This is a genomic window from uncultured Lawsonella sp. (assembly GCF_947252745.1).
GTDB lineage: Bacteria > Actinomycetota > Actinomycetes > Mycobacteriales > Mycobacteriaceae > Lawsonella.
Map to the genome: position 1 here is coordinate 1 of NZ_CAMXWW010000016.1, position 13696 is coordinate 13696.

General features: G+C 55.5%; 12 protein-coding genes and 1 pseudogene. 4 read left to right on the forward strand and 9 right to left on the reverse strand.

The features are described from left to right. The first annotated feature begins 209 nt into the window (after positions 1-209). Complete coding sequence (locus Q0X28_RS08435) at positions 210-1721, forward strand: SulP family inorganic anion transporter (RefSeq protein WP_298577626.1); 1512 nt, start codon at positions 210-212, stop codon at positions 1719-1721. Between the two features lie 375 nt (positions 1722-2096). On the opposite strand, the gene Q0X28_RS08440 is transcribed toward Q0X28_RS08435, so the two are convergent. Genes Q0X28_RS08440 through Q0X28_RS08475 form a run of 8 tightly spaced genes read right to left on the reverse strand, consistent with a single transcriptional unit; the run spans position 2097 to position 7878 of the window. Then, positions 2097-2486: a riboflavin kinase gene (locus Q0X28_RS08440; RefSeq protein ID WP_298577628.1), complete on the reverse strand. Its 390-nt coding sequence runs from the start codon at positions 2484-2486 to the stop codon at positions 2097-2099. A gap of 3 nt (positions 2487-2489) precedes the next feature. Continuing rightward, the gene (locus Q0X28_RS08445; RefSeq protein WP_070494647.1) at positions 2490-3536 is read right to left on the reverse strand and encodes an LLM class flavin-dependent oxidoreductase; all 1047 of its coding nucleotides are present in this window, start codon (positions 3534-3536) and stop codon (positions 2490-2492) included. Between the two features lie 25 nt (positions 3537-3561). Beyond that, positions 3562-3756, reverse strand: coding sequence for a tautomerase family protein (locus Q0X28_RS08450; protein ID WP_070494646.1), 195 nt, complete (start codon positions 3754-3756; stop codon positions 3562-3564). 25 nt (positions 3757-3781) lie between these two features. After that, the gene (locus Q0X28_RS08455; protein WP_298577633.1) at positions 3782-5263 is read right to left on the reverse strand and encodes an aldehyde dehydrogenase; all 1482 of its coding nucleotides are present in this window, start codon (positions 5261-5263) and stop codon (positions 3782-3784) included. Next, positions 5263-5994 (reverse strand): alpha/beta fold hydrolase, encoded by a 732-nt coding sequence (locus tag Q0X28_RS08460; protein WP_070494644.1) that lies wholly within the window; start codon positions 5992-5994, stop codon positions 5263-5265. The genes Q0X28_RS08455 and Q0X28_RS08460 overlap by 1 nt, the downstream gene beginning before the upstream one ends. 18 nt (positions 5995-6012) lie before the next feature. Further along, a complete protein-coding gene (locus tag Q0X28_RS08465) occupies positions 6013-6564 on the reverse strand; it encodes an amino acid synthesis family protein (RefSeq protein WP_070494643.1) in 552 nt (183 codons plus the stop codon). 2 nt (positions 6565-6566) lie between these two features. Continuing rightward, positions 6567-7196 carry an amino acid synthesis family protein gene (locus tag Q0X28_RS08470; RefSeq protein WP_298577638.1) on the reverse strand — a complete coding sequence of 210 codons (630 nt, stop codon included), beginning with the start codon at positions 7194-7196 and terminating at the stop codon, positions 6567-6569. Position 7197: 1 nt separating this feature from the next. After that, on the reverse strand, positions 7198-7878 hold the full coding sequence (locus Q0X28_RS08475; protein ID WP_298577640.1) for a GntR family transcriptional regulator: 681 nt from the start codon (positions 7876-7878) through the stop codon (positions 7198-7200). Positions 7879-8071: 193 nt separating this feature from the next. Between Q0X28_RS08475 and Q0X28_RS08480 the strand changes: the two genes are divergently transcribed. From Q0X28_RS08480 to Q0X28_RS08490, 3 genes are all read left to right on the forward strand, one after another. Beyond that, complete coding sequence (locus tag Q0X28_RS08480) at positions 8072-9028, forward strand: flavin reductase (RefSeq protein WP_298577642.1); 957 nt, start codon at positions 8072-8074, stop codon at positions 9026-9028. 21 nt (positions 9029-9049) lie between these two features. Continuing rightward, positions 9050-10516 carry an NAD-dependent succinate-semialdehyde dehydrogenase gene (locus Q0X28_RS08485; protein WP_298577644.1) on the forward strand — a complete coding sequence of 489 codons (1467 nt, stop codon included), beginning with the start codon at positions 9050-9052 and terminating at the stop codon, positions 10514-10516. Positions 10517-10599: 83 nt separating this feature from the next. Further along, positions 10600-12429 (forward strand): BCCT family transporter, encoded by a 1830-nt coding sequence (locus Q0X28_RS08490; RefSeq protein WP_298577646.1) that lies wholly within the window; start codon positions 10600-10602, stop codon positions 12427-12429. A 443-nt stretch (positions 12430-12872) separates the two neighbouring features. Here Q0X28_RS08490 and Q0X28_RS08495 read toward each other — a convergent pair. Next, positions 12873-13696, reverse strand: a pseudogene (locus tag Q0X28_RS08495) (5-methyltetrahydropteroyltriglutamate--homocysteine S-methyltransferase); the annotation flags it as partial.

Consider the following 13696-nt stretch of genomic DNA (forward strand, 5'->3'; position numbering starts at 1 on the left):
CCATCCAAGCGATCACCGGCCACGAACTTCCGCACTAAATTGGCCTAAGTCAGGTTTCATAGTCATGGTGACTAGGGTACGCGGTATTCAGAAACCCTGAAAAATTTTGCGATATTTTTCAGCGACCTGGGGTTTTAAAATCACATCCGTAACAAATCGATTTGTTTTCAGGGTTCGCCTTGCCGCCGCCCGAGGATTACGGTTAGCCCATGACCGAAAAAGCCCCCTCCGGAGTTATCGACTCTTTCCGCTACGCGTTTTCCTCCCCGGCGCGCCTGCGCACCGAAGTGTTTGCCGGCATGACCGTGGCGCTTGCGCTGATTCCGGAGTCCATCGCCTTTTCCATCCTGGCGGGTGTGGACCCGGCGGTGGGGCTGTTCGCCACCGTCATCATGGCAATCACGATTTCGTTCACCGGCGGGCGCCCTGCGATGATCACCGCCGCCACCGGCGCCATCGCCCTGGTAATCGCACCGGTGATGCGCGATCACGGCTTTGACTACTTCATTGCCACGGTGATCCTCGGCGGCATCTTCCAAATCCTGTTGGCCATCCTTGGCATCGCACGCCTTATGCGGTTTATCCCCCGCTCCGTGATGGTCGGCTTTGTCAACGCCCTGGGCATCCTCGTGTTTTCCGCGCAGTTGCCGCACCTGTTCAACGTACCGTGGTTGGTCTACCCGCTGGTGGCCATCGGCCTGGTCATTGTGGTCGGCCTGCCACGCCTGACCACGGTTGTCCCCGCCCCACTGGTAGCCATCGTCGTGCTCACCGCGATGGTGCTGGCGTTCGGCTGGTCCGTGCCCAACGTGGGTGACATGGGTCAGCTCCCAAGCTCGCTACCAGGTCTTTTGCTTCCCGACGTCCCGTTAACCCTCGAAACGTTTTCCATCATCGCACCGTATGCCTTGGGCATGGCAGTAGTCGGCATCATGGAATCCTTGATGACCGCCAAGCTTGTAGATGACATCACCGACACCCACTCCGACAAAACCCGCGAATCCTGGGGCCAAGGCGTAGCCAACATTGTTACCGGTTTCTTCGGCGGCATGGGCGGCTGCGGCATGATCGGCCAAACCATGATCAACGTGCGCGAATCCGGCGCACGCACCCGCCTGTCCACGCTGATTTCCGGCGTGTTCCTCTTGGTGCTCATGCTCACGTTGAACAACCTGGTGGGCCAAATCCCCATGGCCGCTTTGGTTGCCGTGATGATCGTGGTCTCCCTTGGCACCATTGACTGGCACTCCCTCCACCCACGCACGCTGAAGTTCATGCCGCTGTCTGAAACGACCGCGATGTTGGTCACTGTCGTCGGCACGCTGGGCACCGGCAACCTGGCCGTCGGCGTGGTGCTGGGTGTGCTGACGGCGATGGTGACCTTCACCCGCCGCGTCGCCCACCTGGTGCGCCTGGAGATGGTCGAAGAGCTAGACACGACTGGCGACGGCCACCCCAACATCCGCACCTACAAAGTCCACGGCCAGCTCTTCTGGGCGTCCAGCAACGACCTTGTGTACCAGTTCGACTACAACGATGAGGCCGAACACATCATCATTGACCTCTCCGCGGCCGAAATTTGGGACGCCTCCACCGTAGCCACCCTCGACTCCATCACCCACAAGTTCCAGCAGCGCGGCAAAACCGTGGAGATCATCGGCCTGGACGGCCCGAGCAAGTGGCGCCTCGACCACCTCTCCGGCCAACTCGGCGATAGTTAGCGAGAGTGAAGCTCTCGGCGGGCCTGTGTTGGCCCGGTTGGCCTCCCCCAGCATTTAGCCGCCGGCCGATGCAACAATCCGGGGAGCTAGTGTCGCCACCTGGGCGTTTAGAAGCCGGAATGTAGCAATTTGGAAATCACTGCAGCGGGTTAGTTGGCGCTGACGCCATTGGGCTGTAAGCGACCCGGGGGTCGTTTACAAAACCCCAGGTCGCGTTCGTCACATCCGTAACAAACGGCCTTGGTTGCAATGAGGCTGATGTGGCACGCGGGATTAGCTACGGGCTAGGGCACAGGGCAAGAGCTCAAGAAAACCCCGTGGCCTGGGCAAATAACACCAGGTCACGGGGTTAGCAAGGCCGGAGTTTCCGACCGATCACGGTTGGAGTGTTACTAGCTTCTCAGTGTTCTGGGCATCAGCCTCCATCGCACTAATCAACTCGTCGACCGAGTCGAACTTGGCCTGCGTTCTCAAGAAGTGTTCGAGGTTGATGACCAATTTCCGACCATACAAGTCGCCTTGAAAATCATGGAGAAAGGCTTCTGCTAGCAACTCGCCATCTTTTCGATAGAACGTCGGTCGTCTGCCGATTGAGATGGTGGCGAGGTGGCACGTGCCGTCGTCAAGCGTGGCAAGCCCTGACCAAACCCCTGAACGCTCTTCCCAGAGCTGTTCGTTCTCCGTCGGCAACGCAATATTGGCAGTGGGGAAACCTAGCAAACGACCTCGTTGGTCCCCTGGTTGAACAATTCCTTCGATCTGCATGGTCTACTCACCGAATGCTGGCACAACCTGATCGATGAAGAGCTTCAGGGAATCCCGCTTCCCTTCAAAAGACATGGCATTGTCGATCCAGTAGGCGTACTCGTCATACCCCATCGCTTCGTAGTCCTTAATGCGAGGAATAACCTCATCTGGAGTACCAATCATGGCCGACTTGTGAATGCTCTCAAGTTCAAACTCCGGTCGATCCTTGAACTTCTCAAGCGGCTGAGGGTCCAGGAAACCATTCACCGGTGCTTCCTTGCCAAACGCCCATGCGGAGAACGTGCGGTAGAACTTGCTGATCGATTCAGCAGCAGGACGCCAGCCTTCTGGATCATCCGCCGAGTGGACGTGCGTGTGGCGGAGAACCATGATTTCAGGCTTCTCAGTGATCTCTGGGTGCGCTGCACGGGCATTGTTGAACTTGTCCATCAAGTCCTGCACTTCTTCATCACCCTTCATGAGGGGCGTGACCTGCACGTTACAGCCATTCGCAACTGCCCAATCGTGAGTTTCGGGGCTTCGTGCTGCTACCCAAATTGGAATCTCCGGCTGCTTTGGCTTCGGAACCGAAGTGGAGACTGGGAATGCGTAATGTTGACCGTTGTGCTCGTAATCCCCTGCCCAGAGGTTACGAACTGCAGGGATTAGCTCACGCAAATACTCGCCACCCTCTGCCGCTGGCATACCGTCCTTCAGGCGATCAAACTCAAACTGGTAGGCGCCACGGGCAATGCCCAACTCCAGACGTCCACCAGAGATGACGTCTACCAAGGCAGCTTCACCGGCAGCCCTGATTGGGTGCCAGAACGGAGCGATGATAGTGCCAGCGCCCAATCGGATCGTAGAGGTCTTCGCAGCGAGGTTTGCTAGCTGAGACATCGGATTGGGGGAGATTGTGTATTCCATCGAGTGGTGCTCCCCGATCCATACCTTGTGGAAGCCGCCGGCTTCAGCAAGCTGCACAAGTTCGACCAGGTTCTCCCAAACCTCTTCGTGGGATTGAGACGTGTCAAAACGATCCATGTGGATGAACAGTGAAAAACGCATTTCATTTCCTTTCGGATAGGGGCACTTAGGTTGCCCGGATTTCTTCAATCGTTCTGTTGCCCCGAGCCCAGAGATTCGGTTCAACTTCATTGACAATTACGGTGATATCGTCCGGCTTCGCGTCTACCGTTCGCTCCACCGCCTTGTGCACTTCGGAGACCAGATCTCGGAGCTGATCTGTACTCCGGCCTTTCCCAATAGAAACTTGAACGAGTGGCATTTGGGTTTCTCCTTATCTGCAGCTCTTAAGAGCGCAAGATGAACGGATCCTGCATAGGAGACTCATCGGTATTGATCCACACGGACTTCAACCTCGTGTACTCGTTGATAGCCTCAACGCCATGCTCAATCCCCACACCACTGTTCTTGAATCCCTGGCGGGGTGAAGTTGGGGACATTGCGCGGTACATGTTGAGCCAAACGGTGCCTGCTTCAAGGCGGTCAGACATTCGGATGGCCCGCTGAAGGTTGGAAGTCCAAACGCCCGCAGCCAATCCGTACGAAGTGTCATTCGCCTTAGCTAACACCTCTTCCTCCGTTTTGAAGGGCATGATGGCTACAACTGGGCCAAAGATCTCCTCGCGACAGATCGTCATCTCGTTGGTTGCTTCAGTGAAGACCGTCGGCGAGAAGAAGTACCCGGGAAGTCCGACGTCAGGGCGCGAGCCGCCAAACTGCAGTTTCGCCCCCTCCGCGATGCCTTGCTGGACATACGATTCCACCTTTTCCAATTGGCCAGCGAAGGCCAGCGGTCCAAGCTCGGTGTCGTCCTTAAGTGGGTCGCCCATCTTGATCTTGCTTGCGCGGTTGATGATCTTTTCGACCAATTCGTCGTAAATCTCCTCCTGCGCAAAAACTCGCGACCCCGCAATACAGGTTTGCCCAGCAGCAGCGAAGATTCCGGCGACAATACCAATGCTGGCGTTATCGCAGTCTGCGTCCGAGAACACGATATTGGGGCTCTTGCCTCCCAACTCAAGGGTGGTCCCAATGAATCGCGAAGCTGCGGAAGCTGCGATTGATGAGCCTGTCTGCGTAGATCCCGTGAAGGAGATCTTTGCAAGTCGCTTGTCCTCTACGAGCGCCGCTCCAGCTTCAGCTCCGTAGCCGGTGACAACGTTCACGACACCGGGTGGGAAGCCGGCTTCATGTGCAAGCTCAGCGATTCGGACAATGGTTCGCGAGGTGTATTCACTCGGCTTAATAACAATTGTGTTTCCACTCGCCAGCGCTGGTGCCAGCTTTGAAATCGTCAGAGTGATGGGCGAGTTCCAAGGGGTGATCGCGCCAACCACACCCAGCGGCTCCCGAACCGTGTAGTTCAACACGAAAGGGCTAGATGAAGGGATCGTTGAGCCCATGATCTTGTCGGCCAAACCGCCGTAGTAGTAGAGGTACTCCGGCACGCTCTTGAGCTGCGCCCGCATCTCACGAAGCAGTTTTCCGTTATCCAGGCTCTCCTGTAGGGCGAGCTCTTCACTGTTCTCCGCGATGAGATCCCCGAGCTTACGAAGAAGGTGTCCTCGCTTAGTAGCAGAAAGGTCCCTCCATCCACTGGATTCGAAAGCCTTCTTCGCTGAGGCAACTGCCTTTTCAACGTCTTCTTTACCGCCGCGGGCGAAACTGTAAAGAGTCTCCAGGGTCGCCGGGTTGGTGCTCTCGATATATTCCCCGGATGCCGGTTCAGCCGGAGCACCGTCTATGAAGTGATAGATTTTCTCGGTCATCAAACTCGCCTTTCTGCAGTGTCGAAGTGGTTGGTCAACAGCGTTTCCAGTTCTGCGACATGGGTAACTGGTGTCATATGTCTTGCCCCTGGAAGAACTGCAACCGTCGAGTCAGGAATCTTCTCCTGCATCCGATAGGCCATATCAACGGTTGAACCAGGGTCATCCTCACCCGTAACAATGAGTGTTGGGACCAGAACTTTGCGCAGGTCTTGCGCTACATCGAGGTCCCCGAAGGTGAAGACTTTGTATGCGTGTAAGTAGGACTCACGATCATTGGCGGCCAGAACCTCTCCGGTTTCACTCCTGAGTTCCTCGAAGGATGGCGTCTCTGGTGGGAACCAGCGGTCTAGAGCCGCATTCATGCTGGCATCAAGATCTTCTGCGGCCAGTGCATACCTGGCGCGAACCGCGTCACGCTCAGCTTCGGTTCTTTCGCATACCGAATTGACAATCGTGAGCGACAAGAGGCGATCAGGATGATCAATTGCAATTCTCGACGCCACCAGTCCACCAAGCGAAAAACCAACCAAATGGACTGGCTCTTGCGGCATTTGTGAAACAACATCGTCGGCAAACGCCTTGAGGTTTACCTCTTCTTTGATTGGAGCTCGTTGTCCATGCCCCAGAAGGTCCAACGCAGTGGTTTCATAGTCCAGGCGTTTCCGTAGACGATCCCAAACACTTGAGTCGAGTCCAACCCCATGTAATAGGAGAACGTTCGAGCACATGTCCGCGGCTCCTATCGCTTACTGCTCGGTGGAGATCGGAGCGAGTCGCTCTTGCGGACGCCCACTAGCAGACGCAGCAAGTGCAATTACGATCTCGTCAGCATGGGGCGCATCAGAAATCCTGCACTCAACCGTCTGGTGGTGCGAACGGATTGTTGCATCAGTGATGTGCTTGAGCGGAATGTCGAAAATAATTCCAGCCGGACCACGCTTCTCCACTGCCGGCAACAGGGTGGTTGCATTGACGTTATCCCTGTAGTGATTTCCAAACTTCAGAGTGTGAATCAGCGCCGAACCGTGTTCGATCTCACCATCCATGCCGACGATCGCTGCCTTGCCATAGGCCTCAACCGGCTGGCCAAGCGCCTCAACTACTCGCGGTGCCAACAGGGCACCCAAATCGCTTGCGTTGGCGTCGATCAACGGAGCAAGGTCCTCAACGAAACCTGCACCCGCCCAAGGGTTCTTAATCACTGCGGAAACAACTGCGACCTTATAGGGGCGCTTTACCGGGGAGCCTCCTTCAAGAAGAACATCCTCAACGGTGGTCACGATCTTACGAATTTCCATTTTTAGAATCCTTTCAAGATTTCGCTGGTAACCGATGGGTCCGTAGTCCGGTCACCAATTCGGGGAAATGGTCGAGAACCAGTCGAAGCTGCAACCACGACGCAGATTTCGTCTCGATTTGGAGCTGCACCCAAAGGCACCTCTACCGTCTGATAAAAATCACGCAGTCCGGCCTCAGTTTTGTGCCACATCGGCACACGGACTGCCGCTCCCGGCTCGACCCGGCCGTCTGTGAAGCACAGCACCGAGGTACCGCCCAGCATCTCGCGAACTAGGTTTCCGAAGAAGGGGGTATGAATTAATGCTGCAGCATGCTCCAATTCGCCTGCTTCGCCGACGAAAGCTGCCTTTCCAAAAGCAATGAGATTCTCGGCTCCACCAGCGCTCGCAAGGACCTTGTCACACAAGACCTTCGCCAATACCGGTGCAAGCTTTTGAACTTCTTCAGAAAGGTCCGCATCGGTTGAGCCACCAACCCACGGGTTCTTCACGACGGCGGTAGCCGCGATGTGCACTACTGGCTTCTCCAGCTGAGATTGCGCTTCACTCCAGGTTTCCTCGACATAAATCTTGGTTTCCCGGACACCCATTTGGGTAGCTAAAACCACAAAGTGGGAACTGTCATTACTCAAATCAATCCTCTTCTTTCAGCTCAGAGAGCGACGGCCCATGAGAAGTGATGAGTGCTGCTCTGCTGGATGCTGAAACGTGCTCCCTCATCGCAATCTCGGCGGCAATCGGGTCCTTATCAACGAACGCTTGGAGGACCCGTTCATGCTCTTGATTCGAAGCGATAAGACGCCCTCGGGTACTTACCGTCTTCAACACCAGCTTGTGGTAGACAAGCTGGTTCATTAGCAGCTCATACATGTCGTAGAGCTTGTTGTTATCTGCGCCTTCGACAATCGTCCAGTGGAACTCATGAACTAGCTTCGCGTATGTTTCAGAGTCCCCATGGTCCACAGCGTTTGCTGACTTCGAAACGTTGGCCTCAAGAACTGAAAGCTCTCGCTCTGGTGCGCGGGAAGCAAAAAGGCTGGCCGCTAGACCTTCCAAGGAAGATTTGAGTTGAAAAAGCTCGATAATCTCCCGCTTCGTTGGCTCATAAACGAAAGTTCCAACTCTTGGCCGGATCTGAACAAGGCCCTCAGATTCGAGCTGTTTAAAGACTTCTCTAATCGGTGTACGGCTGACACCAAACTCAGACGCCAAAACTGCTTCCGGTATTTGATCCCCCGGTCCGTAGTCGCCGGACAGCACGTGAGCACGCACCTTATCCAGCAGCGGCAGTTGAAAGTCTCCGGTTGCTGTCACTAATCACTCCTTTCTTGTATACCAGCGAAACTACATTTCACTTGAAATGCTGTCAAGCATTTGCATAAACAGAGTTTTTATCGGGTTTTTTAAAAATCTATTGACTCTGTTGCATACAAGCGTTAGCATTGGCCCCGCATGTAACCCACGCCACATCACTTGCTTGGATGTGCGATGCCTGACAGGAGGAACAATGAGCGAACTATTGGATCGGACCAAACTCGCGGAATTTTGGGAGCAGATTTGGGATAAGGGCAACGTCGATATTTTGGACGCAATCGTTTGTGAGGATTACGTCAGGCTTCGCCGTGGCGAGAGCGCAGGAAGCTCGTTGGATCAGGTCAAGGCAGAAATCCTTGATATTCGCCAAGCTTTTCCAGACCTGACAACCACGGTCGACGCAATTGTGAAAGAAGACAACACCTTCGCTGTTTTCTGGAAGTCTCAAGGAACCTTCACTGAAGCGCTCAATGGCGTACCACCCACTGGCGCCCAGGTGGAGACTTTCGGCTGCAACTTGCTAACAATCGAAGACAATAAGATCAAACGAGAAGAAGCAACGTGGGATGCCAGTGAACTTCTGTCGGACCTTGGATTGCAGTCTCTGAACTCGGCTTTCGAGCAGCATGAGGTAGAACCCGTCACTGCAAACTTCACCGGCAACCCGCCACAGGAAGCGTTTAAGGCTTTCAACCGACAGTTCGTAACAGGCGTGATGGTGGTAACCACCCTGGATGAAGACGGCAAGCCACGAGGACTTGCGGCGAACTCGTACAACAGCATCTCGCTAGACCCACCGTTGATCAGCGTTTGCGTCCAGAAGACTTCCTCGACGTACCCGGCTCTCTTCAAGTCGAATTACATGGGACTCAACATCATGAGCCGGGATCAACTAGATGTTTTGGGAGTCTTCGCAGCGAAGGGCGAAGACAAGTTCTCAAAGGTCGACTGGGAATCTGCGCCAAACGGGTCGCCACTGCTCCCCGGATCCTCCGCATCAATCGAGGTGGAGATTAAGGAGCGCTTCCAGGCCCTCACTCACACCGTCTTCATCGGACGGGTTGTGAATGCAACCGCCACAGAGAACGAACCGTTGATCTATCGCGCGGGTCGCTTCTATGACAGCCAAAACCTGACGGAACTTTCCTAGTGGGTCGGAAGTGAAGCTCCAATGAAACAAAGTTTGATTGAAAGCAACGGCCAAACATCTGGGCTCTTTATTGACGGTCAGTGGCGGGAAGCAGCTCACAAGGAAGTTTTCCAAGTTGAGAACCCTTCCAATGGAGAAGTCATCGCTGAAGTTTGTGATGCCACCAGCAACGATGCCCGCGCTGCTTTTGAGGCTGCATGTAAGGCACAGGACGCTTGGGCCGCTACTGCGCCCCGGTATCGATCGGAGATCCTACGAAACGCGTTCGAGATCCTGAAACGAGATTCAGAGCAGTTTGCTTCTCTCATAACTCTTGAGATGGGCAAACCAATCGCAGAATCACGTGGAGAGGTTGCTTATGCCAATGAGTTTCTTCGCTGGTTTAGCGAGGAAGCGGTTCGCATCGGAGGACGAACTGGGTCGGTACCGGAGGGCCATCTCGGGTTAATCACTCGGAGAAAGCCTGTTGGTCCCTCCCTACTCATCACCCCGTGGAACTTCCCCTTGGCGATGATTACAAGAAAAGTCGGTCCCGCTATCGCAGCTGGATGCACGATGGTGATTAAACCAGCAGCACTCACTCCACTCACTGCTCTCAAGCTAGGTGAAGTGTTCGTGGAAGCGGGTTTGCCGGCGGGCGTCCTAAATATTGTCCCCAGCTCACGAGCATCTGAGATTTCTGGTCCGATCCTTGCAGACAGTCGACTGCGCAAGATCTCCTTCACCGGCTCAACCAACGTCGGCAAGATACTGATGAAGGCTGCGGCAGATAACGTGGTCCGATCTTCCATGGAACTTGGAGGCAACGCGCCATTCCTTGTGTTCGAGGACGCAAATCTGGATCAAGCCATCGAAGGTGCCGTTGCCGCAAAGCTCCGTAACAATGGCGAGGCTTGTACTGCAGCAAATCGCTTTATCGTGCACTCCAGTGTCTATGAAGAGTTCTCTCGCCGGCTGGCAGAGCGATTCGATCAGTTGACAGTCGGCGATGGACTCTTGGAGAGCACTGATTGCGGCCCTCTGATCGATAGCCGTTCACTAGCAAATATCGAATCCCTGATTCAAGATGCGCTTCAACGGGGCGCAAAGCGCATTACCCAAGACGAGCAATTCGATGGCCCAGGCCACTTCATGCGGCCAACTCTGCTGACAAACGTCGACCCAGAGTCCCGAATTATCAATGAAGAAATCTTCGGGCCAGTCGCTCCGATTGTCAGCTTTGAAAATGATGCAGAGGCTTGGCAGATCGCGAATCAGACTGAATACGGGCTTGCTTCCTACGTCTACACAGAGAGCCTTGATCGACTTCTGACCGCTTCCGACCAAATTGAAGCGGGCATCATGGGCTGGAATTCCGGCGTCGTCTCTAACGCCGCTGCGCCCTTTGGCGGAGTGAAGCAATCAGGTACTGGACGCGAGGGTGGAATCGAAGGAATCGAAGATTACACGACCCTCCAGTACATCGGAACCCGCCTACCAACGAGTTAGCTACGTTCGCCGCCAAAACTTGGCTCTTCAAGAAAGGAAACCAAGTGACGACACAAAACGACAACAGAAATGGTCCCTCCCGGATACTCGGAGGACATCGAGGTACCGCAGTCGGACTGTACCCTCACAATCTTCATCCGGGCTTAGTCCCGGGAATCAGTGTTGAGCAAAACTACCGCTCGTTCAGACTAGATCGAGTGATTTTCTTCGTCACGGGCATCCTCATCGTTTCCTTCATTATCTGGGGAATTACGAATCCTGAAGGTGTTTCTTCAGCCTCCACAACGGCATTCGGCTGGGCTATGGAGAACGCTGTTTGGCTCTTAAACGCCGTCATGGTCAGTGGCGTATTTCTTATGCTCTACCTCGCCTTTTCCCGATACGGGAGCGTGCCTTTGGGAAGGGACGGCGACAAACCAGAGTTCTCCCGCTTTTCCTGGGTCGCGATGATGTTTGCTGCAGGTATTGGCGTAGGTGTGTTTTTCTTCGGTCCTTCCGAACCCCTCGCCTATTTCATCTCTCCCCCGCCACACACTGTAGAACCCGAAACTCCCGAAGCTCTCCACCTAGCTATGGCGCAGTCTCACTACCACTGGGCGTTTCTCATTTGGGGTCTATACGCAATGGTGGGAGGCGCAATCGCCTATTCCACTTACCGCCGCGGTCGTCGGACGTTGATTAGCTCTGTTTTCCGCCCACTCCTCGGTCCCGAGCCAGGGGAAACTGTCTTGGGCCGAATCATTGACATGCTTGCTATCGCAGCAACTCTGTTTGGTACAGCAGCTACCCTCGGACTATCGGCGATCCAGATCACCAGGGGCGTCGAAATTGTTGCCGGACTTGGACCTGCAGGCAACAACCTCATCGTCATTGTCATTGCCATTCTCGGAGTTTGCGTGGTGCTCAGTGCCGTCTCCGGCGTGGCGCGTGGCATTCGTTACCTATCAAATATCAACATCACGCTAACACTCGGCGTCATCGCATTCGTTTTCTTCACAGGACCAACGCTGTTCCTGCTGAACCTAATCCCGTCGGGCGGTATCGCCTTCTTTGATAACTTCCTGAGCATGGCAAGCAAGTCCTTGTCCTGGGGCCCCGAAACTATTGAGTTCCAGGGATGGTGGACTGCCTTCTACTGGGCTTGGTGGATCGCATGGACACCGTTTGTAGGAATGTTCATTGCCCGTATCTCGCGCGGTCGCACCCTCCGTGAGTTTGTCCTCGTGACCACGATCGTCCCCGCTTCACTCCTGATCCTTGCATTCACGGTCTTTGGCGGAACTGCGATCCAGTTCCACCGTGACGGTGTCGCGGGTTTCGACGGCACTGCATCCAACGAACAGGTGCTATTCGCAATGATCGAGCAGCTTCCGCTGAACAGCATCATGCCAGTTCTGTTGATTCTGATTTTGGCAGTGTTCTTTATCACGGCGGCCGACTCCGCCTCTGTGGTCATGGGCACACTTTCCACCAAGGGCGACCCTGCTCCGAATAAGCTCGTGGTTGCGTTCTGGGGCCTTTGCATGATGGGAATCGCAATCGTAATGCTCCTTGCAGGCGGCAAAACCACACTAACCGCACTCCAGAACCTCACTATCCTGGTCGCAATTCCATTTGCTGTAGTCCTCATCGGTATTGCAGTGAGTTTTGTCCTTGACCTCCGAACAGACCCAGCGGTAATCAGAAAAGACTACGCGGTAAGAGCCATCGAGCAGGCCGTTCAAGAAGGCCTGAAAGAGCATGGTGACGACTTCCAGATTGCAGTTTCTGTCGCACCTTCGGGCAAAGGCGCAGGCACGGGATTTGATTCCACCAGCAGCAAGGTCACCGATTGGTATAAACGAACTGACTCTGAAGGGTCGGAAATCGACTTCGACGTAGAAACCCGAACTTGGGCCGACGAGGAACGTTAGCTACAAACCTCAAGAAACTATGAAGGTTGGATGGAGAATCTCTGTTCTCCATCCAACCTTCATCTGTATCTAGTTAGCAACCAGTCACAAGCAAACCTTTCAAGCTGGATTCAACGATGCAGCAATTCGGGGAGCTCGTGTCGCCACCTGGGCGTTTAGGGGCCGGAATGCTGCAATTTGGAAATTACTGCAGCGGGTTAGTTGGCGCTGACGCCATTGGGCTGTAAGCGACCCGGGGGTCGTTTACAAAACCCCAGGTCGCGTTCGTCACATCCGTAACAAACGGCCTTGGTTGCAATGAGGCTGATGTGGCACGCGGGATTCACCGTGGGCCACACCACAAGAAAACCCCGTGAACTGGGCAAATAACACCAAGTCACGGGGTTAACGTGCGAGGGCCAGGCGCCGAGGCTGGGAGCCGCGGGCCGGCCAGCCCCAGCGGACTAGAGACCAGCGACGACCTCGTCGCGGGCAGCGACCAGGTTACGCAGGGACGGATCGACTTCCTTGTAGCCGCGGGTCTTCAGGCCGCAGTCCGGGTTGACCCACAGGCGCTCGGTCGGGACGTTCTCCAACGCAGCGCGCAGGAGGTCCGCAACTTCGTCCTTGGACGGCACGCGCGGGGAGTGGATGTCCCACACGCCGGGGCCGATTTCGGAGTGGAAGGTCTCGTCCAAGTCCTCGAGTAGTTCCATGCGGGAGCGGGCGGCTTCGATGGAGGTGACGTCCGCATCCAGCGCGGCGACGGCCTCGATGATCTGGCCGAACTCGGAGTAGCACAGGTGGGTGTGGATCTGGGTTGCCGGCTTGGCGTCCAGGGCTACTAGGCGGAAGGAGCGGACGGCCCAGTCGAGGTAGGAGGCGCGGTCGTCGGCACGCAGCGGCAAAAGCTCGCGCAGTGCGGGCTCGTCGATCTGGATGACGTTGATGCCGGCGTCTTCAAGGTCGCGAACCTCGTCTGCAAGGGCAACGCCGAGCTGGTCGGCGGAGACAGACAAAGGCACATCGTCGCGCTTGAAGCTCCAGGCCAGGATCGTGACCGGGCCGGTGAGCATGCCCTTGACCGGCTTGTCGGAAAGGGACTGGGCGTAGGAGGCCCACTCCACCGTCATCGCGTTCGGGCGGGAGATGTCGCCGACCACAATTGGCGGGCGGGTGCAGCGGGAGCCGTAGGACTGGACCCAGCCGTTTTCGGTGACCACGAAGCCGTCCAGAAGCTCGGCGAAGTACTGGACCATGTCGTTGCGCTCGGCCTCACCGTGGACGA

Bases quoted from the DNA above. Each gene is read 5' to 3' on its own strand.
- Q0X28_RS08435 (WP_298577626.1), top strand. From the start codon at position 210: ATGACCGAAAAAGCCCCCTCCGGAGTTATCGACTCTTTCCGCTACGCG.
- Q0X28_RS08440 (WP_298577628.1), bottom strand. From the start codon at position 2,486: ATGCAGATCGAAGGAATTGTTCAACCAGGGGACCAACGAGGTCGTTTG.
- Q0X28_RS08445 (WP_070494647.1), bottom strand. From the start codon at position 3,536: ATGCGTTTTTCACTGTTCATCCACATGGATCGTTTTGACACGTCTCAA.
- Q0X28_RS08450 (WP_070494646.1), bottom strand. From the start codon at position 3,756: ATGCCACTCGTTCAAGTTTCTATTGGGAAAGGCCGGAGTACAGATCAG.
- Q0X28_RS08455 (WP_298577633.1), bottom strand. From the start codon at position 5,263: ATGACCGAGAAAATCTATCACTTCATAGACGGTGCTCCGGCTGAACCG.
- Q0X28_RS08460 (WP_070494644.1), bottom strand. From the start codon at position 5,994: ATGTGCTCGAACGTTCTCCTATTACATGGGGTTGGACTCGACTCAAGT.
- Q0X28_RS08465 (WP_070494643.1), bottom strand. From the start codon at position 6,564: ATGGAAATTCGTAAGATCGTGACCACCGTTGAGGATGTTCTTCTTGAA.
- Q0X28_RS08480 (WP_298577642.1), top strand. From the start codon at position 8,072: ATGAGCGAACTATTGGATCGGACCAAACTCGCGGAATTTTGGGAGCAG.
- Q0X28_RS08485 (WP_298577644.1), top strand. From the start codon at position 9,050: ATGAAACAAAGTTTGATTGAAAGCAACGGCCAAACATCTGGGCTCTTT.